13 protein-coding genes are annotated in these 22,243 nt (G+C 76.0%); 9 read left to right on the top strand and 4 right to left on the bottom strand.

What is annotated here, in order from left to right; all coding sequences use genetic code 11:
* Positions 1-183: 183 nt before the first annotated feature.
* The 5 genes from ACZ6RC_RS24305 (at position 184) to ACZ6RC_RS24285 (ending at position 9,620) form a co-directional block, all read left to right on the top strand.
* A complete protein-coding gene (locus ACZ6RC_RS24305) occupies positions 184-1,599 on the top strand; it encodes a HEAT repeat domain-containing protein (RefSeq protein ID WP_453618032.1) in 1,416 nt (471 codons plus the stop codon).
* Positions 1,600-1,892: 293 nt separating this feature from the next.
* Positions 1,893-3,179 (top strand): glycosyltransferase family 4 protein, encoded by a 1,287-nt coding sequence (locus ACZ6RC_RS24300; protein WP_469586852.1) that lies wholly within the window; start codon positions 1,893-1,895, stop codon positions 3,177-3,179.
* Positions 3,180-3,301: 122 nt separating this feature from the next.
* Positions 3,302-4,495, top strand: a complete 1,194-nt coding sequence (locus tag ACZ6RC_RS24295) for a glycosyltransferase (RefSeq protein WP_469587476.1) — start codon at positions 3,302-3,304, stop codon at positions 4,493-4,495.
* Positions 4,492-5,961: an SGNH/GDSL hydrolase family protein gene (locus ACZ6RC_RS24290; RefSeq protein WP_469586849.1), complete on the top strand. Its 1,470-nt coding sequence runs from the start codon at positions 4,492-4,494 to the stop codon at positions 5,959-5,961. Before ACZ6RC_RS24295 ends, ACZ6RC_RS24290 begins: the two co-directional genes overlap by 4 nt.
* Entirely contained in the window at positions 5,958-9,620 is a 3,663-nt protein-coding gene (locus ACZ6RC_RS24285; RefSeq protein ID WP_469586847.1) for a hydantoinase B/oxoprolinase family protein, read from the top strand. Before ACZ6RC_RS24290 ends, ACZ6RC_RS24285 begins: the two co-directional genes overlap by 4 nt.
* A 21-nt stretch (positions 9,621-9,641) precedes the next feature.
* Here the strand turns inward: ACZ6RC_RS24285 and ACZ6RC_RS24280 are convergent, their stop codons facing one another.
* Genes ACZ6RC_RS24280 through ACZ6RC_RS24265 form a run of 4 tightly spaced genes read right to left on the bottom strand, consistent with a single transcriptional unit; the run spans position 9,642 to position 13,204 of the window.
* Positions 9,642-10,517, bottom strand: a complete 876-nt coding sequence (locus ACZ6RC_RS24280) for a 5-oxoprolinase subunit C family protein (protein WP_469586844.1) — start codon at positions 10,515-10,517, stop codon at positions 9,642-9,644.
* Complete coding sequence (pxpB, locus tag ACZ6RC_RS24275; RefSeq protein WP_469586841.1) at positions 10,514-11,140, bottom strand: 5-oxoprolinase subunit PxpB; 627 nt, start codon at positions 11,138-11,140, stop codon at positions 10,514-10,516. Before pxpB ends, ACZ6RC_RS24280 begins: the two co-directional genes overlap by 4 nt.
* Complete coding sequence (locus ACZ6RC_RS24270; RefSeq protein ID WP_469586838.1) at positions 11,137-11,904, bottom strand: LamB/YcsF family protein; 768 nt, start codon at positions 11,902-11,904, stop codon at positions 11,137-11,139. The genes pxpB and ACZ6RC_RS24270 overlap by 4 nt, the downstream gene beginning before the upstream one ends.
* A 19-nt stretch (positions 11,905-11,923) precedes the next feature.
* Complete coding sequence (locus tag ACZ6RC_RS24265; protein WP_469586835.1) at positions 11,924-13,204, bottom strand: MFS transporter; 1,281 nt, start codon at positions 13,202-13,204, stop codon at positions 11,924-11,926.
* A gap of 186 nt (positions 13,205-13,390) precedes the next feature.
* Between ACZ6RC_RS24265 and ACZ6RC_RS24260 the strand changes: the two genes are divergently transcribed.
* The 4 genes from ACZ6RC_RS24260 to ACZ6RC_RS24245 all read left to right on the top strand — a co-directional run bounded on the left by ACZ6RC_RS24260 (position 13,391) and on the right by ACZ6RC_RS24245 (position 22,106).
* Positions 13,391-14,110, top strand: a complete 720-nt coding sequence (locus ACZ6RC_RS24260) for a GntR family transcriptional regulator (RefSeq protein ID WP_469586832.1) — start codon at positions 13,391-13,393, stop codon at positions 14,108-14,110.
* A 132-nt stretch (positions 14,111-14,242) separates the two neighbouring features.
* Positions 14,243-15,769: a hypothetical protein gene (locus ACZ6RC_RS24255; RefSeq protein ID WP_469586829.1), complete on the top strand. Its 1,527-nt coding sequence runs from the start codon at positions 14,243-14,245 to the stop codon at positions 15,767-15,769.
* A gap of 400 nt (positions 15,770-16,169) precedes the next feature.
* On the top strand, positions 16,170-17,066 hold the full coding sequence (locus tag ACZ6RC_RS24250; protein WP_469586826.1) for a hypothetical protein: 897 nt from the start codon (positions 16,170-16,172) through the stop codon (positions 17,064-17,066).
* A gap of 171 nt (positions 17,067-17,237) precedes the next feature.
* The gene (locus ACZ6RC_RS24245; RefSeq protein WP_469586823.1) at positions 17,238-22,106 is read left to right on the top strand and encodes a hypothetical protein; all 4,869 of its coding nucleotides are present in this window, start codon (positions 17,238-17,240) and stop codon (positions 22,104-22,106) included.
* Positions 22,107-22,243: the final 137 nt, after the last annotated feature.

Raw genomic sequence — 22,243 nt, 5'->3', positions numbered from 1 at the left:
TGGCGAAATGGCTGGGTCATCATGACGTCGAGCCCGCAAGGGGCCACCGACGAGAGGCAGAGGAAGATGGTCAACACCAAGCGAAGGACGACGGGCGGCCCTCCATGTTGCTGCGCGGCCTAGACGATCACCAGTCTCCGGCACCCCCCGGTTGCGTCGACAGCTTGATGTGAGGCATCTTCCATGTTCGAACCAGTCATAGCGCCGAGCGGCACCCTGCTCGGCCTGTTGCAGAGGGGCCGCGGCGACGGCACCCTGCACGCGCTCGCCGCGCCTCGCGCCGAGGCCCTCGCGGCCCTGAACCACTGCGTTCTCCACGACCCCCGCCACGACTGGCAGGTCGAGAACCGCTCCCTCTACTACGCCCGGCTCTACCTCGACCTGCACGGCGGGCTCGAGGAGATCGAGGGCCACCTCTTCCGCGCCGACGACCACTTCGACGCCGAGGAGAACAGGACCGGGCTCGCGCTCGCCGTCCTCGGGCACCTCGCCTCCTACGGCCGCCACGACGCCCTGGTCCTGCTCCGGCGCTACGCCGCGACCGGTGCCAACTGGGCCTGGGCGCTGGACGAGCTCGCCCTGCGCGACGACGACGCCGGGCTGCGCTCGCTCGCCGTCCCGGTCCTCGCCCGCTTCCCGGCCACCGCCGAGGGCGACGCCGAGCTGGCGACGGCCGTACGCGACGCCTTCGAGCCCCGGCCGTGGCGGCTGTGGGCCGAGGACCGGCGCGACGCGGTCGGCAGCCGGGTCAGGGCCGCCCAGGAACAGGGCTCCTTCGACCGCTGGCAGCGCCAGATGCGTCCGAGCGGGCCCCGGCCCGGCTGGAGCGTCCAGGCGGTCTTCGACTGGGCCGAGGAAGGCCTGGCGCGCGGCGCCGTCCTGCACGGACCGGCCGCCCGCTGCCTGACCGCCGTCGCCGGACCCGAGGACCGGCCCCTCATCGTCGAGGCCGCCCGCAGCGGCACCGACGGCGCCCGCTGCGCCGCCCTGCACTACCTCGCCGAGGCGAAGGACCCTGCCGTGCTCGACCTCGTCGAGGCCGCCGCCGGCAGCGCGTCCCTCACCGTCGCCGAAGCCGCCGTCGCGGCCTTCGAGCGGATGTGCGGAGAGCCCGCCGTGGACCGCGCCCGCGGCTGGATCCACCGGCCCGACGCCCTCGGCACCGCCGCCGCCGGAGTCCTCGCGTGCCGCGGCGGCGCCCAGGACGCCCCCCTCGTCCTCGGCGCCCTGCGCGAGACCGTCCGGGCCCAGGGGCCCGACGCCCCCGCCCTCTACCCCCTCGTCGACGGCGCCGGGCGCCTCGGCATCGCCTGCGCGGCGCCCGTGCTGCGCCACGTCTACCGAGAGACCGCCTCCTCGCAACTGCGCGGCCGCACGGCCCGCGCCCTCGCCGCCACCGACCCGACCTTCCCCACCGGCTTCGCCGTCGAATGCCTCTGGGACTGCGAGGAGACCACCCGCGAGATCGCGGCGCTGCACGCCGAGACCGGTGACGTACGGGTCGCGGAGCGCTTGCGGCGCCTGGCCGCCGACCCGGCCGAGGAGGACGAGGTCCAGACGGCGGTGCGCAACCGCATAGGCCCGGACCTCCAGGTCTGACACCCCGCCCCCCGGGCCGGCGCGGCCTGCGGCGAGCGAAAGCCGCCGACGTGGCCCCGCCCGGGGGGATGGCGTGGGACGAGGGCGCCGGAAGCCCGACCGGCCGCGGGCCGGGCCCGGCCGGAACGGCCCGGCGGGGCCGGAGAGGCTTCCGACGCCGGCCGCCTGAGCCGAGGGCCGGGGAGGCTCGTCACGCGGCCGCCCGGGCCGAGGGGCCAAACGCTCACGGGACGTTCCCCGCCCGTCCAGATCCAAGTCGGCGGGCCCACGCCGGGCAGGACGAGAACACGGTTATGCGTGTCGTCATCGTCAGCGAATCCTTCCCTCCCGATGTCAACGGAGTGGCTCACTGCGCCGAGCAGACCGCTCGCCATCTCGTACGGCGCGGCCATGCCCCGCTCGTCATCGCCCCCGCGGTGCCGGGGCCGGGCGCTCCCAGCGCGTTCAGCGCCGATTCCCCCGTGCGGGCCGTACCGGCACCCCTGCCCGAGCCCGTGGGGCCCGGTACCGGGCCCCACGGGCCTCGCTCCGGTCGGTCGCGGTTCGGGGTGTACGGTTCCGGCCGGCAGGCCGGGCGCCAGGGGCCGGCGGTTCCGGCCGGCGACGGCCCGACGTACCCGGTCGTCCGGGTGCCGTCGGTACCGCTGCCCGGCTACCCCCAGGTCCGCGTCGCCCTCCCCAGCCGCCGCGTCGCCGCCGCCATCGCCGCGCACCGCCCCGACATCGTCCACCTCGCGAGCCCTTTCGTGCTCGGCGCGCGGGGCATGGCCGCGGCGGCCCGGCTCGGTCTGCCCGCCGTCGCCGTCTACCAGACCGACCTCGCCGGATACGCCCGCACGTACATGGGGACGGGCGAGGCCGCGGCCTGGCGCCGGCTCCGGGCCGTCCACGGCGCGGCCGACCGCACCCTCGCGCCCTCCACCGCCGCCGTACGCGACCTGGAGGCCCACGGCGTCGGACGCGTACGGATCTGGCGGCGCGGCGTCGACACCGACCGCTTCCGGCCCGCCCTGCGCGACGAGGCCCTGCGCCGTGAACTGGCCCCCGGCGGCGAACTGCTCGTCGGCTACGTCGGACGGCTCGCCCCCGAGAAGCGGGTCGAGCTGCTCTCCGGGGTGTGCGCGCTGCCCGGCGTCCGGGTGGTGGTCGTCGGGGACGGGCCCAGCGAGCCCGGCCTGCGGGCGGCGCTGCCCGGCGCGGTCTTCCTCGGCCGCCGCACCGGCCCCGACCTCGCCCGGATCTTCGCCTCGCTCGACGTGTTCGCCCACACCGGGCCGTACGAGACGTTCTGCCAGACCGTGCAGGAGGCCATGGCGAGCGGCGTCCCCGTCATCGCCCCCGCCGCCGGCGGCCCGTTGGACCTCGTCGAGCACCGCCGTACCGGCCTCCTCGTCCCACCGGACGACGCCGCCGCCCTGCGCGACGCGGTCGCCTCGCTCGCCGGCGCGCCCGCCCTGCGCGCCGCCTTCGCCCGCGCGGGCCGCGCGGAGGTCGAGGGCCGCACCTGGGAAGCGGTCGGGGACGAGCTGATCGGCCACTACCTGGAGGTCCTGCGCGAGCGGACGGCGGTGGCGGCGTGAACGGGGCGACCGACGGAACGGTGGCGGAGCCGAGGGGCGACCGGGACCTGGAGGCGAGCGCCGGTCGGATCGCCGACAGGGCGGGCCGGCCGGGCGACCGTACGGCCCAGGCCCCGGGAGGGATCGGGGCGCCGCAGGGCGGGAGCGGCGCCGGGCCGCTGCGGATCGTCCGGCTCGCCAACTTCGTCACACCCACCTCGGGCGGTCTGCGCACGGCCCTCGAACAGCTCGGGCGCGGCTACCGCACCGCGGGCCACGAGCCCGTCCTCGTCGTCCCCGGCGACGTGGCGAGCGACCACATGACCGAGCAGGGCCGGGTCATCACCCTCCCCGGGCCCGTCCTGCCCGGCACCGGCGGCTACCGCGTCCTCGCCGACCGGCCCCGGCTGCGCCGCGTCCTGGACGCCCTCGCCCCCGACCGGCTGGAGGTCTCCGACCGGACGACCCTGCGCTGGACGGGGGAGTGGGCGCGTCGCGCCCGGGTGCCGGCGGTGATGGTCTCCCACGAGACCGCGGACGGCGTGCTGCGGACCTGGGGGCTGCCCGGGGCGGCCGCCACGCGCGCGGCGGACCGGTTCAACCGCCGCACCGCGTGGGCCTACTCCCGGATCGTGTGCACGACGGAGTGGGCGGAACGGGAGTTCGTACGGATCGGGGCCCGGAACGTCGTCCGGGCGCCGCTCGGCGTGGACCTGCTGCGGTGCCGGCCGGGGCGGCGGAGCACCGTCCTACGGGCCGCGCACGCGGACGGCGAGCGGATGCTCCTGCTGCTCTGCTCGCGGCTCTCGGTGGAGAAGCGGCCGGGGTCGGCGCTCGACACGCTCGCGGAACTACGGGCCCGCGGGGTGCGGGCGGCGCTGGTGGTGGCCGGTGACGGGCCGCTGCGGGGCGCGCTGGAGCGGCGGGCGAGGGAGCAACGGCTGCCGGCGCGGTTCCTCGGGCACGTGGCCGACCGCGAGGCCCTGGCCGATCTCCAGGCCGCCGCCGACGTGTGCCTGGCGCCGGGGCCCGCGGAGACCTTCGGCCTCTCGGCCCTGGAGGCCCTCGCCTGCGGCACGCCCGTCGTCGCCAGCTCCTCCTCCGCACTGCCCGAGGTCATCGGCGACGCCGGGGCCTGCGCCCCGGACGACCCGGCCGCCTTCGCCGCGGCTGTGCACGGCCTCCTCACCCGGCCGGAACCCGAACGCCGCACCGCCGCACGCGCGCGTGCCGAACTCTTCGGCTGGGACCGCTCCGTCGCCGCCTTCCTCCAGGCCCACGACGCCGCCTGTGCCGCCCTCCCGGCCTCTCCCTCACCGAGGACGGTGCTCGCATGACGACCCGGGCCACGGCGATCCTGCCGACCGCCCGGACGGCGGCCCCGATGGCGGCGCTGACGACCGCCCCGCCGACGCCCCTGGCGGCCGCCCCGCCAGCGGCGCTCCCTGACGACGGGCACCTAGCCGTCGCCGACCGTGTCACGGCCCCGGCCGTGCCGGGCGCCGATCGCGTGAGCGTCGTCGTGCCGGGCGAGGACCGGGCTACCGTTCCGGCGGCGCCCCTGGCGGCCGCCCCGCCAGCGGCGCTCCCCGACGACGGACACCTCGCCGTCGCCGACCGCGTCACGGCCCCGGCCGTGCCGGGCGCCGACCGCGTGAGCGTCGTCGTGCCGGGCGAGGACCGGGCTACCGTCCCGGCGGCGCCCGCCGCTGACCGCGTCACGGCCGCTGCGGCGCCCGTCGCCGACCGCCCCGCGACCCCGGCCGTGCCGGTCGCCGACCGCGTCACGGCCGCTGTGGCGGGCCCACACCCCCCGGCCCCTGCGAAGGGCTCGCACCTCACGGTCGGCGCGCGGACAGCGCACGACCGCGCGCCGCGAGCCTCGGCCCAGGCCGGGTCCCTCCCCGGCCCCGCCTCCCCGACCCCGCCCGCCCCCACCCCCCTCCGGTTCGCCGCGCTGGGGGATTCGCTCTCCGAGGGCGTCGGGGACCGGGTCGACGGTGGGTGGCGGGGGTGGGCCGTGCTGCTCGCGGGTGGGCTCGGCGGGGCCGGGCGTCGGGTGGAGTTCCGGAACTTCGCCGTCAGCGGGGCGCAGAGCCGCGACGTCGCCGAGCTCCAGGCCACGCGGGCGCTGGCCTTCCGGCCGGACGTCGCCTCGGTCGTCGTCGGCGTCAACGACACCCTGCGCCACACCTTCGACATCGAGCGGTTCGCCCGACGCCTCGACCGTGTCTGCGGCGACCTCGCCGCCGAGGGAGCCGTACTCCTCACCGCCTGTCTTCCCGACCCCGGCCGGATGCTCGGTCTCCCCGCGCCGCTCGCCCGGCCGCTCGCCCGGCGCCAGCAGGCCGTCAACGCCCTCGTCCACGCCGTCTCCGCCCGCTACGGCGCCGTCCACCTCCATCTCGCCGACACCGCCTGGACCGACGACCGCACCCTGTGGAGCGCGGACCGGCTGCATCCCGGCGAGCGCGGCCACCGCGTGATCGCCGCGCGGTTCCACGCGCTGCTCGCCGACCGGGGCCTCGCCCACGGCGCCCCTCCCTCCACCGCGCCCGACCGGCCCCCGCCCAGCCGCGCCGACGCCCTGCTCTGGCTGGCCACCGCGGGCACCGGCTGGGTCGCCCGCCGCTGCCGCGACCTGCTGCCCCAGCTCCTCGCCCTGGCGGGAAGCGAGCTGCGGCACCGGGCGGCCGGCACCGACGCCCTCCTCGACCGTCGGGCCGCCCACGCCCTGGCGGCCGCGCTCGCCGTGATGTCGCCAGGCCCCGGGACGCCGGTCACGCCGACAATGGGGGCATGAGCGGGCGCTGGGAGTTCTGGATCGACCGGGGCGGCACCTTTACCGACGTCGTGGGCCGGCGTCCCGACGGCCGGCTCGTCACCCGCAAGCTCCTCTCCCACGACCCGTCCCGACCGCACGACGCGGCCGTCGCCGGGATCCGGCTCCTGCTGGGCCTCGGCCCCGGCGACCCCGTTCCCGCCGACGCGATCGACGTCGTGAAGATGGGTACCACCGTCGCGACCAACGCCCTCCTGGAGCGCCGCGGCGAGCCGACCCTCCTCCTCGTCACCGAGGGGTTCCGCGACGCCCTGCGCATCGCCTACCAGAACCGGCCCCGCCTCTTCGACCGCCACATCGTGCTCCCCGAGGCCGTCTACGAACGGGTCGTCGAGGTCCCCGAGCGGGTCGACGCCCACGGGCGCGTGGTCCGACCGCTCGACGAGGACGCCGTCGCCGGGGAGCTGGCGGCCGCCCGCCGCGACGGCTACCGCTCCGCGGCCGTCGTCCTCATGCACGGCTACCTCCGCCCCGCCCACGAGGCCCGGATCGCCGAACTCGCCAGGGCGGCCGGCTTCACCCAGGTCAGCTGCTCCCACGAGGTCAGTCCGCTCATCAAACTCGTCCCCCGGGGAGACACCACCGTCGTCGACGCCTACCTCTCCCCGATCCTGCGCCGCTACGTCGACGAGGTGGCGCGCGAACTCGCCGGGGTCCGGCTGATGTTCATGCAGTCCAACGGCGGCCTGCGTGAAGCCGCGCACTTCCGCGGCAAGGACGCCGTCCTGTCGGGGCCCGCCGGCGGGGTCGTCGGCATGGCCCGCACCTCCGGACAGGCCGGCTTCGACCGGGTCATCGGCTTCGACATGGGCGGCACCTCCACCGACGTGTCCCACTACGCCGGCGAGTTCGAGCGGGAACTCGGTACACAGGTCGCGGGTGTGCGGATGCGGGCGCCCATGATGAGCATCCACACCGTCGCCGCCGGCGGCGGTTCCGTCCTCCACGATGACGGCCGGCGCTACCGCGTCGGCCCCGACTCCGCCGGCGCCGTTCCCGGCCCCGCCTGCTACCGCCGTGGCGGGCCGCTCACGGTGACCGACGCCAACGTCATGCTCGGCCGCGTCCAGCCCGGCCACTTCCCCGCCGTCTTCGGCCCGTCCGGCGACCAGCCGCTCGACACCGCCGCCGTCCGGGACGGCTTCACGGCGCTCGCCGAGCGGGCCGGCGGCGGCCGCACACCGGAGCAGGTCGCCGCCGGATTCCTGGAGATCGCGGTCCTCGGCATGGCCAACGCCGTCAAGAAGATCTCCGTCCAGCGCGGCCACGACGTCACCCGCTACGCCCTGACGAGCTTCGGCGGCGCCGGCGGCCAGCACGCCTGCGCCGTCGCCGACGCCCTGGGCATCGACACCGTCCTCGTACCGCCGCTCTCCGGTGTGCTGTCCGCCTACGGCATCGGCCTGGCCGACGCCACCGCCATGCGCCAGCGCTCCGTGGAAGCCGGACTCGACGCCCCGGAGACCCACGCGCGCGTGGCCGCCCTCTGCGCCGAACTCGCCGGCACCACCCGGGCGGAGCTGCGCGCCGACGGCCTCGCCGACGCGGCGATCACCACCCACGCGCGCGTGCTGCTGCGGTACGCCGGGACCGACGCGAGTCTCCCGGTCGACCTCGGCCCCGCCCGGGAGATGGCCGACGCGTTCACCGCCGCCCACCGCACCCGCTACGCCTTCACCATGGACAAGCCGCTCGTCGTCGAGGCGGTCTCGGTGGAGGCCGTGGGCCTCGCCGGGCCCCACGGACCGGTCGTCGTCGACGTACCGCCGCCCGCGGGGGAGCCGGCGCCCCGCGCGACCGTACGGATGTACAGCGCCGGCGAGAGCGCGGACACGCCCCTCATCCGCCGGGAGGACGTGCGCCCCGGCGACACCGTCACCGGGCCGGCGATCATCGCCGAGGCCGACGCCACCACGATCGTCGACGCGGGCTGGCGGGCCACGGCCGGGGACACCGGTCACCTGGTCCTCGCGCGCGTGCGGCCCCGTCCCGCGCGGACCGCCCTCGGCACGGAGGTCGACCCCGTCCTGCTGGAGGTCTTCGACAACCTCTTCATGGCGATCGCCGAGCAGATGGGCGTACGCCTGGAGAACACCGCCCACTCCGTCAACATCAAGGAACGCCTGGACTTCTCCTGCGCCCTCTTCGACGCCGACGGCAACCTCATCGCCAACGCACCGCACATCCCCGTCCACCTCGGCTCCATGGGCGAGTCCATCAAGGAAGTGCTGCGTCGCCGCGGCGGCGACGAGCTGCGCCCCGGCGACGTGTACGCGATCAACGACCCGTACCACGGAGGCACGCACCTCCCCGATGTCACCGTCGTGACCCCGGTGTTCGACCCGGCCGGCGAGAACCTGCTCTTCCTCGTGGCCTCGCGCGGCCACCACGCCGAGATCGGCGGCATCACCCCGGGTTCGATGCCCGCGTTCAGCCGGACCGTCCACGAGGAGGGCGTCCTCTTCGACAACTGGCTCCTCGTCCGGGACGGGCGGCTGCGCGAGGCGGAGACGCGGGCGCTGCTGACCGGCGCCCGCCACCCCTCGCGCGACCCGGACACCAACCTCGCCGATCTGCGCGCCCAGATCGCCGCGAACGAGAAGGGCATCGAGGAACTGCGGGCCATGGTCGACGAGTTCGGGATCGACGTCGTCCACGCCTACATGCGGCACGTGCGCGCCCACGCCGAGGAGTCCGTCCGGCGGATCGTCGCCGGGCTGCGGGACGGCGCGTACCGCTACGAGACGGACAGCGGGGCGGTCATCCGGGTCGCGGTGCGGGTGGACCGCGAACGGCGCTCCGCGGTCATCGACTTCACCGGCACCTCGGCCCAGCTCCCGGGCAACGCCAACGCCCCCACGTCCGTGGTCATGGCCGCAGTGCTGTACGTCTTCCGCACCCTCGTCGACGACGACATCCCGCTCAACAGCGGTTGTCTGGAACCCCTGGAGATCCGGGTCCCGCCGGGGTCGATGCTGGCGCCCGCCTACCCCGCCGCGACGGTGGCGGGCAACGTGGAGACCTCCCAGGCGGTCACGGGCGCCCTCTACGCGGCCTTGGACGTGCAGGCCGAGGGCTCCGGCACCATGAACAACGTCACCTTCGGTGACGCGCGCCTGCAGTACTACGAGACGGTCGCCAACGGCTCGGGCGCCGGGGAGGGCTTCGACGGGGCCGACGCCGTCCAGACCCATATGACCAACTCCCGTCTGACCGACCCCGAGATCCTGGAGTGGCGCTACCCCGTCCGCGTCGACTCCTTCGCGGTCCGGGCCGGCAGTGGCGGGCGCGGACGGTGGCGGGGCGGCGACGGCGTCGAACGCCGCATCCGCTTCCTCGCCCCGATGACGCTCGCCCTCCTCACCGGCCACCGGCGGGTCCCGCCGTACGGCATGGCGGGCGGTGATCCGGGATCCCTCGGCGAGAACACGGTCGAACGCGCCGACGGCACCGTCGACCGTCTCGACGGCGTCGACGCGCTCGACGTGCGCCCGGGAGACGTCCTGGTCCTGAGCACCCCGGGCGGTGGGGGCTACGGGCCCCCGGAACGCGAGGAGCCGCCGCCGCGGGAGGCCTCCGGCCCGCGCCCCGGAGGTGGCTGCGCCCCTGTGGACCGCTGAGCCGCCACCCCCGGAGATCGACTAGCGCGAAGCGGTACGAACCGGCAGGAACCGGACCGCCGTCCCCGGTACCGCCTGCGCCGCGGCCGCCAGGTCGGCCTCCCGCACCACCGCCACGACCGGATACCCGCCCGTCGTCGGATGGTCGGCCAGGAACACCACCGGGCGCCCGTCCGGCGGGACCTGCACCGCCCCCAGGACCATGCCCTCGCTGGGTAGTTCGCCCGTGACGGTCCGTTCCAGGGGCGGGCCCTCCGTGCGCAGACCGATGCGGTTGCTCGACGGCGAGACCCGGTACGCGCGCGTGGCGAGCGTTTCCAGCGCCGCGGGGGAGAACCAGTCGTGTCGGGGACCGAACCGGACCCGCAGGACGAGTTCGTCCGGCGGCCCCGGCCAGGGCGGCGCGTCGACCGCGACCCGGGCGGCCGGCTCGGCCCCGAGCGGCAGCACCGTCCCGACCACCAGCGGGGCCGGCCCGAGCCCCGACAACAGGTCGGTGGAGCGGCTGCCGAGGACCGGCTCCACGGCGACACCCCCGCCGAAGGCGACATACCCGCGCAGCCCGCGCACGGCCGGCCCGACGTCGAGGAGCGCCCCGTCCGCGACCCGTACCGCCGTTCCCCAGGCCACCGGCCGCCCGTCGACCGTGACCGGGCCCGGTGCGCCGCCGACGGCGACCGTCACCGCGCACCGGGGCCGTACCGCACATCCGTCGACGGTCGTCTCCAGGACCGCCGCGTCCTCCGTGTTGCCGACCAGCCGGTTGACGAGCCGCGCCGCCCCCGCGTCGAGGGCCCCCGACCGGGGCACCCCCAGATGCGCGTGACCCGCGCGCCCCAGGTCCTGCACGGTGGTCAGCGCCCCGGCCCGTACGACGGCGACAGCACGGTCGGTCATCGCCCGGCCACCACGAAACGCACCCGCGTGCCCGGCGCCAGCAGCGCGGCCGGCTCCCGCCCGGTGTCCCACAGCACCACGTCCGTGGAGCCGATGAGCTGCCAGCCGCCGGGGGAGGAGCGCGGGTACACGCCGGTGTACGGCCCGGCGAGCGCGACCGAACCGGCCGGGACGGCGGTACGGGGGGTGGCCCGGCGCGGCACCTCGTACCGCTCGCCGAGCCCCGTCAGATAACCGAACCCCGGCGCGAAACCGCAGAACGCCACCCGGAAGTCGGCCGCCGAGTGGAGGCGTACGGCCGCCTCCTCGGAGACCCCCCACAGCGCGGCGACCTCCGCCAGGTCGGGGCCGTCGTAGCGGACCGGCACCTCCACCGCCCGCTCCACGCGCGCGTGGAGCGGCGGAACCGTCCACTCCCGCAACTGCCCCGCCCACGTGTCGGGGGCGTCGACCCCGTCCAGCAGTACGGTCCGCGCCGCCGGCACGATCTCCCGTACGGCGGGCAGGGCGCCGCTCTCCCTCCGCCGCAGCAGCTCGGCGTGGAACGCCTCCGCCGCCTCCCCGCTCGCCAGCTCGACGAGCAGCGCCCGCTCGCCGACCCGGAGCACCCGGGGCGCCGTCATACGAACGCCTCCACCCGCACGCCCGCGGCCTCGAGACCGGCACGCACCCGGCGGGCGAGGTCCACCGCGCCCGGGGTGTCGCCGTGCAGACAGAGCGACCGCGCCCGGACGGTGACGGACCGTCCGCAGTGCGCGGTGACCCGGCCGGACCGGACCATGGACACGGACCGTGCCACGACCTCGTCCGGGTCGGTGACGACGGCTCCCTCCCGCCCCCGTGGCAGCAGGGAGCCGTCCGCCGTGTACGCCCGGTCGCCGAAGGCCTCCGGGACCACCGGCAGAGCCGCTGCCCCGGCCGCCTCGTGCAACCGCGAGCCGGGCAGCCCGAGCACCGGAAGCCCCCCGCCGCCCGCCAGCAGGACGCCGTCGACGACCGCCCGCGCCTGCTCCTCGTCGTGGACCACCCGGTTGTAGAGCGCGCCGTGCGGCTTGACGTACGCGACGCGCGACCCCGCCGCCCGCGCGAAGACCTCCAGCGCCCCGATCTGATAGGCGATCTCGGCGGCCAGCTCGTCCGCCGGGACCTCCATCGAGCGCCGGCCGAAGCCGGCCAGATCGCGGTAGGAGACCTGCGCGCCGATCCGTACCCCGCGCGCCGCCGCCAGCTCGCAGACGCGCCGCATGGTCACCGCGTCTCCGGCGTGGAACCCGCAGGCCACGTTGGCGCTGGTGACCACCGAGAGCAACCGCTCGTCGTCGGTCAGCGTCCAGCGGCCGAATCCCTCCCCGAGGTCGGCGTTGAGGTCGATCGAGCCCGAGGTCATGGTGTCGGTACCTTCCGTGTCATACGAGTTCCCTTCCGCGGGTCTCCGGGAGCCCGAGCAGCGCCAGGACGGCGAGGCCGTAGCCGACGGCCCCGAAGACCAGCGCGCCGCCGACGCCCCAGCTCTCGGAGAGGAAGCCGACGAGGGTCGGGAAGACCGCGCCCACCGCGCGGCCGGTGTTGTAGGTGAATCCCTGGCCCGTTCCCCGTACCGCCGTCGGGTACAACTCCGCCAGGAAGGAGCCGAAACCGCTGAAGATGGCCGACATGCAGAAGCCGAGCGGGAAGCCGAGGACGAGGACGAGCGTGTTCGCCCCGGCGGGGATGTGGGTGTAGGCGAGGACGCAGACGGCGGAGAGGACGGCGAAGAGCGCGATGTTCTTCTTCCGGCCGAGCCGGTCGGTGAGGTAGCCCCCGGTCAGATAGCCGATGAAGGCGCCCGAGATCAGGAAGGCCAGATATCCGCCCGTGCCGACCACGGACAGCCCCCGCTCGGTCTTCAGATAGGTCGGGACCCAGGTCGCGAGGGTGTAGTAGCCGCCCTGCACGCCCGTCGACAGCAGCACCGCGAAGAGCGTGGTGCGCAGCAGCGACGGCTTGAAGACGGCGGTGAACGACCCGCGGTCGGCGCTCGTCCGCCGCGCCTCGGCGGCCCGCGGGGCGTCCTCGACGTTCCGTCGGATGTAGACCACCAGCAGCGCGGGCAGCGCGCCGGTCCAGAACATGACCCGCCAGGCGGTGTCGGCGTCGACGAACCGGAAGACCAGGGTGTAGACGATCACGGCCAGCGCCCAGCCGGCCGCCCAGGCGCTCTGGACACCGCCGAGGGTGCGGCCCCGGTGCTTGGCGGAGGCGTACTCGGCGACCAGGATCGCGCCGACCGCCCATTCGCCGCCGAAGCCGAGGCCCTGGAGGGCACGGAAGACCAGCAGCGTCTCGTAGTTCGGGGCGAAGCCGCACAGGACGGTGAAGAGCGCGTACGTGACGACCGTGATCATCAACGCCTGCACCCGGCCGACGCGGTCGGCGAGGATGCCGGCGAGCGCGCCGCCCACCGCCGAGACGACGAGGGTGACGGTGGTCAGCAGGCCCGTCTGGCCCTTGTCGAGACCGAAGGCGGCGGCGATGGCCACCATCGAGAGCGGCAGCGTGAAGAAGTCGTAGGAATCCAGGGCGTATCCGCCGAAAGCACCGCCGAAGGCGCGCCGACCGCGCGGCCCGAGGGCGCGCAGCCAGGCGAACGCGCCTGTCTCGTCGGGCCGTTCGCCCGGGGTCCGGCGCCGGGTCTGTGTCGTGCTCATCTGCACCTCGCAGGGGGAGAGGCGTGCCTGAGGACGTGCGGGAGGACCGTGCGTTGCCGTGCCGTGCGGTGTCGTCAACGTAGAGGATCGTTCAACGATCCGACAAGAGGTACGTTGTCTCGTCCTCGTTTGTGCGGTTGACTTCGCGGCGACCGCCGGAGGGGCGCACCGAGGAGACGAGGAACGGTGAGCGGAACGCACGAACTCGCGCACGACCGGGCGCTGCTGGGCAGGACGAGCACCGCGGAACGCGTCGCCGACATCCTGCGCACCCGCATCGCCGAGGGGTTCTTCCCGCCCGGCACCCGTCTGTCCGAGGACGGCATCGGCGGCGCCCTCGGGGTGTCCCGCAACACCCTCCGGGAGGCCTTCCGGCTGCTCACCCACGAACGGCTGCTCGTCCACCGACTCAACCGGGGCGTCTTCGTCCGGGTGCTCACCGTGGCGGACGTCACCGACATCTACCGCACCCGGCGACTGGTCGAATGCGCGGTCGTGGCGGGTCTCGGAGAGCCGCCGTACGCGCTCGACGGCCTGGCCGGCGCCGTGGAGGAGGGGCGCCGGGCGGCCCGGGCGGGGGAGTGGGCGGCCGTCTCCACCGCCAACATCCACTTCCACCGCGAACTGGTCGCCCTGGCGGGCAGCGCGCGCACCGACGAGCTGATGCGGAGCGTGCTCGCCGAACTCCGCCTGGCCTTCCACATCGTGGACGACGCCCAAGGGCTGCACGAGCCCTATCTCGTACGAAACCAGGAGATTCTGGACGCCCTGCGCGCGGGGGAGCGGCCGACGGCCGAACGCCTCCTGGCCCGGTACCTCGACGACTCCCGCGCCCGCCTCGTCGAGGCCTACGCACGGGCGGTCGAGGGCGGGGCGGAGACGGACGAAAAGGCGCGGGAGGGCTGAGGCGGCCGCCGGAACACCTCGTCAGAGGCGTCATGCGGCGGGCTTCGCGGGGCAGGGCCTCACGGGCGCCTCGGGGCGGTCGCATCTGCGCCGTTTCGACCGTTGTCAGTGTGAGGACCTAATCTGTGCTCCGTGACTTCGCCTGCCTCGACGGACTTCGTTCCGCCCCAGCTCAGCGCGGGGCCGCGGCCCGCGCCGGGCCCGGCCGCCGACGAAGGGCTCGCGCGGCGCCTCCGCGCGCTCGCGTGCACCGCGCCGCTCCACGACCTGGACGCGCGCAAGGCGAACCTGGCGGGGGAGTACTCGGTCTACGCGATGGCGGAGGTCGCGCTCTCCGCCATCGACCTCGTCACGCTCAACATGGACTTCGACACCGGCGCCGACCACGAGCAGATCGTCGGCCGCCTGCTGCCCCGGGTCGCCGCCCAGGCACCCGCCCGCCCCGCCGCCGAGCACGAGCGCGTCGCCCGCTGGGTCCTGGAGAACCTGATCAACGTCGGTAGCGTCGACCGCGGCTTCCGCGCCGTCTACGGCACCTTCGGCGCCGACGGGGTCTACACCCGCCGGGACTACGACTTCAAGCTGCTCGAAGAGGTCCCCGGCCACGGCGGCGCGGTCTTCCTCCGGACGACCGACGAAGCGGTCAACGTCCTCGTCGGCGCCCTCGACACCGACGTCACCAGCGCCCAGATCGCGGCCGAGGTGAAGCTGGAGGTCCTGATCAGCCGGGGCCGTCTCGCCGACGCCCAGCTCGCCGCCGAACAGGCGCGGTACCGCACCGTGCAGTACGCCGAGACCCTCCGCAAGACCCTGGAGGCGACCCGGCGCAACGTCCGGGCCGTCGACTGGCTGAGCGCCGTCCCCGACCTGATCGCCGAGGCGCTCGACCACGTCGCCGACCGCTACCGCCACGAGAACGCGATCCTCACCAACATCCGCAAGGCCCGCGACGAGGCCGAGGACCAGGAGCACAAGCGCCGCGCCGCCGAGCTCGTCGACATCGTCAAGGACTGCATCCGCCGGCACACCCAGCTCCAGTCCCGCCTCCTGGAGGCCGGGCCGCTGTTCCGCGCCGAACAGGACCGACAGGCCTTCGCCGCGCCCACCTCGTACACCGGGATAGACCTGTACGGCCAGCTGGTCGCCCCGCTCCTCCCGCTCCCCGTCGAGCAGGCCACCCGGGTCACGGACGCCTTCTTCGCCCACGGCACCGGACTGCGCACGCCCGTGTCCGTACGCATCGGCGACCTGGTCGACATGCTGCTCACACCCCCGGTCGAGCGCGAACACCTCGGCGCCGAGATGCCCGAGCCGGACCTGATCGCCACCCCCGACGACAGCCGTTTCAGCGAAGAGCAGCTGGCGAGCGCGATGGAGCTGCTCGACCTGGAGCACGACGCCCCGCGCCGCCTCTCCGGCCTCCTCGCCGACGCCCGCCGCCGCGACCCGGACCTGCCCTACCTGGTCGCCCTGCTCGCCGTCCACGCCGCGAGCCCGCCGGTCGGCACCGCGTACCGCCAGGGCGAGGAGCGCCTGCTCTTCGCCGTCGACGACGGAACCTCCCTCGACGACCCCGAATTCGGCGGAGCCGACCTGATAGTGGGTACGGCACTCCTCGACGCCGTCGGTATGGCGGCCGCCCGCTCGGAGGCGACATGAGCGACCTCGCGCCGATGCCCGACACCCCCGCGCCGGCGATCCCGACCGATCTGCTCGCCGACGCCTCCGGGGCGGTGATCCCGATCGGCCCGCTTGTCGGCGCCTCCGGGGCGGACGGTGCGCTCCCGCCGCCTTGCCCTCCGGGTCCGGGGTTCCTGCAGGCACCCGTGCCGGCCCCCACACCTGCCCCCGCCACGCGTCAGGCGCGGGTAGGAACCGTGTCCGTGCCCGAGCCGGCGCGGCGGAGCCCCGCACCCGTCGTGCGGGCCGTCCGGCTGGTGCCCGAGAGCGAACCGGCACCTGTGCCTCCGCGCCGCCCCGCGGTGAGCGTCACGCCCGTACGCCTGCCCCTGCCCGGACCCACCGCAGTACCGACCACCCGCACCGAGGAGCCCCAGCCGTGAGCGAACACCACGCCGAGCACGCCGACGCGTGGAGCGAGCCGGAGCCCCAGCAGACCGCCGCCCCGTCCGCGGTGGTCACCCCGGCCGACGCGGCCGACGCGGCGCGGCTCGTCTCCTTCGGGCTCCAGCCCAAGCTGCTCCCCGCCCGCGACGCCGAGTACGCCGAGCTGCTCCGGCGCTATCGCGAGGACCCCGCCTTCGCGCGCCTCGCCGATGCCGTCGCCACCGGGCTCGGCCTCGTCGTCCTGGAGGTCTCCCCCCGCGCCGGCATGGCCGTCACCGCGGGCGAGGACTCCGTCTTCGCCGTCCGCATGGGCGACTACGCCCGCCGCGCCTCGACCGACTCCGCGGACCGCTTCCTGCACGGCCTCGCCCACCTCGCCGTCGCCGCCATGGCCTTCCCCCGCCCCGAGGACCTCGCCGACGACGGCTACATCGGCCGCCTCACCGTCAACGGCGTGGACGCCTTCGTCCGCCAGGCCTGCCGGCGGCTCGAAGAGCGGGCCGAGGAGCAGGGCGTCAACACCGACCCCGCCTCCGACGCCCCCGGCCTGGAGGCCGCCTGGCGGATCTACGCCCGGCGCAGCGCCACCGGGGCCACGAAGGACGCCCGCCGCCTCGCCGGCTCCACCACCGGCATCGTCGGCAAGGCCGTCGCCTTCCTCACCGACTCCGGCTTCCTCCAGCGCACCGGCGACGACGCCGGAGGTGCGTACCGCACCACCGCCCGCTATCAGCTCCAGGTTCGTGACATGGCCGGCAGCGCCGCCATGGCGGAGCTGCTCGACCTCGGCGTCGTTCCCGTCAGCGACGGAACGGCCAGCCTCCTCCCGCCGCCCGAGGGCGACGACCTGGAGCTGGCCGCCGACGCCGGCCTGCCGTTCCACACGTAACCCCATCCGTAACCCGGACACGGAACCCACCCGCCCCCACAAGCCGTCCCGCCCCCACGAGCCGCCCCGCCCGCCCCGAGCCCGTTCGCGACAGCGTCCCCGCCCCGCCCGACCGCTTCCGCCCCCCCCACGCCGCGTAACCACCGCACCAGTCGACGAGAGTCCGCCGCCATGTACGAGTTGTCCCGGGTCCGCCTCTACTCCATCGGTCCCGCCGGTGCGCGTTACGCCGACACAGTCCTGGACCTGCGCGGAGTCGGCGCCCCCGTGCCCCAGCCCGCCCCCACCCAGGCGGAGTTCTTCGAGGAGGAGCCGGTCGGCCCGCCCCGCCGCCCCGCCCCCGCAGGCGTCCTCTTCCTGGAGAACGGCGGCGGCAAGTCCGTCCTCCTCAAGCTGATCTTCTCGGTGATGCTCCCCGGCCACCGCAACACCCTCGGCGGCGCCAGCTCCGGCGTGCTGCGCAAGTTCCTGCTCGCAGACGACTGCGGCCACGTCGCCCTGGAGTGGCAGCACACCCTCACCGGCGAGCTGGTCGTCGTCGGCAAGGCCAGCGAGTGGCGCGGGCGCCAGGTCTCCAACGACCCGCGGAAGTTCGCCGAGGCGTGGTACTCCTTCCGCCCCGGCCCGGGGCTGAGCCTCGACTCCCTCCCGGTCGCCGAGGCCGGCTCCGTCCGCCCGTCCGCCGAGGGCGCCTCCGGGGCGCGGGGCCGCCGCCGCACCATGAAGGGCTTCCGGGACGCCCTCACCGAGGCGAGCCGGGTCTATCCGCATCTGGAGGTGTACTGGGAGGAGATCCACGACCGCTGGAACGAGCACCTGGGCGACCTGGGGCTCGACCCCGAGCTCTTCCGCTACCAGCGCGAGATGAACGCCGACGAGGGCGAGGCCGCCGGCCTCTTCGCCGTCAAGAAGGACTCCGACTTCACCGACCTGCTCCTGCGCGCCGTCACCGACACCCGCGACACCGACGGCCTCGCCGACCTCGTCAGCGGCTTCGGCAACAAGCTCGGCCGACGCGCGGAACTCACCGCCGAGCGCGACTTCACGGCGGGCTCCGTCGACCTCCTCGGCCGCATCGTCGAGGCCGCCGGAACCCGCGCACGCGCGCGGGAGGTCCACGCCGCCGCCGAGCGCCGCACCCGCACGCTCGCCCGCCGGCTCTCCGCCCGCGGCGACGCGGAGCGCGGCCGTGCCGCCGAACTCGCCCAGCAGGTCACCTCGGCCGCCCACGCCGTCTCCGAAGCCGAGACCGCGCGCGGCCGCAGCTCCCTGATCACCGCCGAACTCGCCTACCGCCACGCCTCCCTGGCGCTGGCCGCCGCCGAGAAGGGCGCCGCCTCCCAGCGCCGGGAGCTCACCGAGGCCCGCACCCTGCACTCCGCCTGGCAGGCCACCGAGGCCGTCCTGCGCCACCGCGCGGCGGGCGACCGCTCCACCCGGGTGGCGGCGGTCATCCGCGAGGCCGAGCGCGATGCGGCCCCCGCCCTCGCCGCCCGCGCCAGGGCCGCCGCCGATCTCGTACGGGCCCTCGCCGCCGCCGCGCAGGACGGCGAGCGGCAGGCGGCCGAGGAGGAGGAGCGTTCCGCGGCCCTCCAGGAGGCCGGCGAGACCGCCCACCGCGACGCCACCGCCGCCGCGACCGACGCCCAGCGCGCCCGCAGCGAGGCCGGGCACCTCCGCCAGCGCCTCGCCGAGGTCGAGCAGGAGACCGCCGAGGCGGTACGGGCGGGCTGGCTGGACGACACCGCCCCGGACGCCGACCCCGCCCGCGCGGCCCTTGCCGCCAGCGACGCCGAGAAGACCACCGTCGCCGCCTGGGACGTCGCCCGCGACGCGGCCCGTTCGGCCGCCGACCGCGCCCGCGAGGCCGCCGCCGCCGAGTCCCGCGCCGAACTCGCCGCCGCCCGCGCCACGGACGCGGCCGACGCCGCCGAGAACGCCTATGAAGCCGAGCGCCGCGCCGCGGAGTCCCTCGCCGCCGACGAGCGCCTCGCCGAACTCCTCAGCCTGCCCGCCGCGGGTTCGACGCTGCCGGGCCAGCGGGTCGGCGACGGCGCACGGAACAAGGCGCCCGGCGACACCACCCCGCCCACCGGCCCCGCCCGCCACAGCACCGGGTCGGCGACGGCCACGGACGATGCGGAGGCCGCCCCGGGCGCGGACCCCGCATCCGGCCGGAACCCCGCCGAGACGCACGGCCCCGGCCCCCAGCCCGTGGACCCGGCGGCCCCGGCCGCGTCCCCGGCCCGCCCCGTCGCGGGCGCCGCCTTCGGCCTCGTCGCCGACCCGGCGACCGCGCCCCACGGGCCGCTCACCGTCACGGAGTTCGACCGGTACGCCGACGAGCTGCGGCGGCTGCTGGAGCAGTCGATCGCCTCCGCCGAGCGCACCCTCTTCGACCTGCGCACCGCCGCCGCCGACGACTCCCGCATCCTCGGCGCCCTCGGCGACGGCGGACTGCTCCCGCCCGGCCCCGACGTGCTCGCCACCGTCGAGTACCTCGGCGAGCACGGCATCCCCGCCCTCCCCGGCTGGCGTTATCTCGCCCAGGCCGTCGACCCCGCCGACCACGCCGCCGTCCTCGCCGCCCGGCCCGAGCTGGTCGACGGCGTCGTGATCACCGACCCCGTGTCGTACGCCCGCGCCCGCGAGGCGCTGAGCACGGCCGCCCTGCTGCCCCGCTCCGCCGTCGCCGTCGGCACGACCTCCGCCCTGCTGGCGCCGGTACCGAGCGCCGACGCGGGCGAGGACGCGGGGGTCTTCCTCGTACCGCCGAACCCGGCCATGCACGACGAACACGCCGCCGACGAGGAGCGGCACGCCCTGCGCGCCCGCGCCGCCGCCCGCGACGAGGAGATCCGTACGCTCGCCGCCCGGCTCACCGGCGACCGCTCGCTCGCCGCGCGGATCGGTTCCTGGCGGGCCGACTGCCCGCCCGGCATGCTCAGCGAGCTGGCCGCCGCGGCGACCACCGCCCGCGAGGCCGCGGAGGCGGCCGCCGCGACCCTCGCCGAGGCGCGTACGGTCCGGGCGGAGGCCGACGAGGCGGCCGCCGACGCCGCCCGCGTACGGGACGAACGCCAGGAGGCCGCCCAGCGGGCCCGCCGCGCCGCCGACGCCCTCGCCGGTCTCGCCTACCGGCTGCGCGAACGCTCCGCATGGCAGACCAAGCTCCGCGAACTGGCCGACGACGCCGCCGAGTCCGAGGCCCGCGCCCAGACCTGCCTGGAGCGGGCCCGGGCCGCCGACGAGGACCGCCGCGCCGCCCAGCGCGCCGCCGACGACGCCCACCGCACCGCGCGCGCCCTGCGGGCCGAGCGCGCCGAGATCGCCGGCGCCCCCGACCAGCTCCCCGAGCCGGACGCCGACGCCCCGCGCCTGGCGCTGCCCACCCTCCGCGAGGCGTACCGCGCCGCGTCCCAGCTGTACGAGAAGGTCGGCGTCGGCGCGGACCTGCGCGCCGAGCAGGCCCGTGCCGAGAGCGACGAGTCCGCCGCGCTCGCCGAGCTCGACCGTCTCACCAACAAGGTCCGCCTGCGCGCCGAGCAGCTCCTGGAGTCCACCGACGGCGCCGACGGCCCGTCCCGCCAGGCCGCCGCCGCCCGCGCCGAATCCCTGGTCCAGATGCTGGAGACCCGGGCCTCGGAGGCGAGCGAGAAGCTCGGCCGGCTCCGCGGCGAGTCCGAACGGCTGGCCCCCGAGGACGGAGCGTCGCACACCGAGCTGCCGGAGGAGCTGGTCCCCTCCGACGCCGAGCACGCCCAGACCCTGCTCCGCACCGCGACCACCGAACTCGCCGCCCGCGCCGACGCCCTGGAGGCCGCGCGCACCGCGCACACCGGCCTGCTCCGCGCCCATCGCGCCGCCGAGGACGCGGCCGGAGGCTTCGACGAGACGGCGGCGCTCCTGCGCGACCTGCTGCGCGACCACGCGGAGGAGGAGCGGGAGGAGCCCGAGCCGTACGCCGGCGCGGTGGAGGAGGCCCGGAACGCCGCCGCCGAGGCCCGGCGTTCGCTGCGCGCCTGCGTCGCCGAACTCTCCGGCGCCGACGCGGCCGTGCGCGAGGCGAGCGACATCCTCGTCCGCCACGCCAACTCCACCCGCTACGAACAGGTCCGCACCCCCGCCCGGCAGCAGATCCGCGAACTGCCCGCGGCCGCGCTGCCCGAGCACGCCGCCAAATGGGCCGAGGCGTTCGCGCCCCGACTGCGTGTCCTCACCGACGAGCTGGAACAGCTGGAGCGCAACCGCGACTCGATCGTCGACCGGCTGCGCGGCCTGGTGGAGTCCGCCCTGGCCACCCTCCGTTCCGCGCAGCGTCTCTCCCGGCTGCCGGAGGGGCTCGGCGAGTGGTCGGGACAGGAGTTCCTGCGCATCCGCTTCGAGGAGCCCGACCAGGCCACCCTCACCGAGCGGCTCGGCGAGGTCATCGACGAGGCGACCCGGGCGGCCGTCAGGAAGAACTCGGACCTGCGCAGGGACGGCATGTCGCTCCTGCTGCGCGGGGTGCAGGCGGCGCTGGAGCCGCGCGGCATCGCCGTGGAGATCCTGAAGCCGGACGCCGTGCTGCGCGCCGAGCGGGTGCCGGTCGGGCAGATGGGCGACGTCTTCTCCGGCGGTCAGCTCCTCACCGCCGCCATCGCCCTCTACTGCACGATGGCCGCGCTCCGCTCCAACGACCGCGGCCGCGACAAGCACCGCCACGCGGGCACCCTCTTCCTCGACAACCCGATCGGCCGCGCCAACGCCACGTATCTCCTGGAGCTGCAGCGGGCGGTGTCGGACGCGCTCGGTGTCCAGCTGCTCTACACCACGGGTCTCTTCGACACGACTGCCCTCGCGGAGTTCCCGCTGGTCATCCGGCTGCGCAACGACGCCGACCTGCGGGCGGGGCTGAAGTACATCAGCGTCGAGGAGCACCTGCGGCCCGGCCTGCCGCAGCAGAGCACCGAGGGCGAGACCATCCACGGCGAGATCACGGCCACCCGGATGTTCCGCCGCTCCCAGGCCGAGGAGCCGAGGCCCGCCCCGCAGGGGTGACCCGGAGGACGAGACGAGAAAGCGGTGGTGGGCCCCCCCCCCCGGGGGGGCGGGCCCCCCCCCCCGTAAAGGACCCCCCCACGGCCGGGGACGGCCCCGCCGGACAACCGCCCGGTGGGCGCCCCACCCCCGCGCCC

It is taken from the genome of Streptomyces sp. NPDC048353, from assembly GCF_055587165.1.
Note: the sequence above shows the minus strand (reverse complement) of the source record. Positions and strands in the feature narration are given on the sequence as shown.

Excerpts from the sequence above, each read along its gene's own strand:
- ACZ6RC_RS24300 (WP_469586852.1), top strand. The coding sequence starts at position 1,893 with ATGCGTGTCGTCATCGTCAGCGAATCCTTCCCTCCCGATGTCAACGGA.
- ACZ6RC_RS24245 (WP_469586823.1), top strand. The coding sequence starts at position 17,238 with ATGTACGAGTTGTCCCGGGTCCGCCTCTACTCCATCGGTCCCGCCGGT.
- ACZ6RC_RS24270 (WP_469586838.1), bottom strand. The coding sequence starts at position 11,904 with ATGACCTCGGGCTCGATCGACCTCAACGCCGACCTCGGGGAGGGATTC.
- ACZ6RC_RS24265 (WP_469586835.1), bottom strand. The coding sequence starts at position 13,204 with ATGAGCACGACACAGACCCGGCGCCGGACCCCGGGCGAACGGCCCGAC.
- ACZ6RC_RS24280 (WP_469586844.1), bottom strand. The coding sequence starts at position 10,517 with ATGACCGACCGTGCTGTCGCCGTCGTACGGGCCGGGGCGCTGACCACC.
- ACZ6RC_RS24305 (WP_453618032.1), top strand. The coding sequence starts at position 184 with ATGTTCGAACCAGTCATAGCGCCGAGCGGCACCCTGCTCGGCCTGTTG.
- ACZ6RC_RS24290 (WP_469586849.1), top strand. The coding sequence starts at position 4,492 with ATGACGACCCGGGCCACGGCGATCCTGCCGACCGCCCGGACGGCGGCC.
- pxpB (WP_469586841.1), bottom strand. The coding sequence starts at position 11,140 with ATGACGGCGCCCCGGGTGCTCCGGGTCGGCGAGCGGGCGCTGCTCGTC.
- ACZ6RC_RS24285 (WP_469586847.1), top strand. The coding sequence starts at position 5,958 with ATGAGCGGGCGCTGGGAGTTCTGGATCGACCGGGGCGGCACCTTTACC.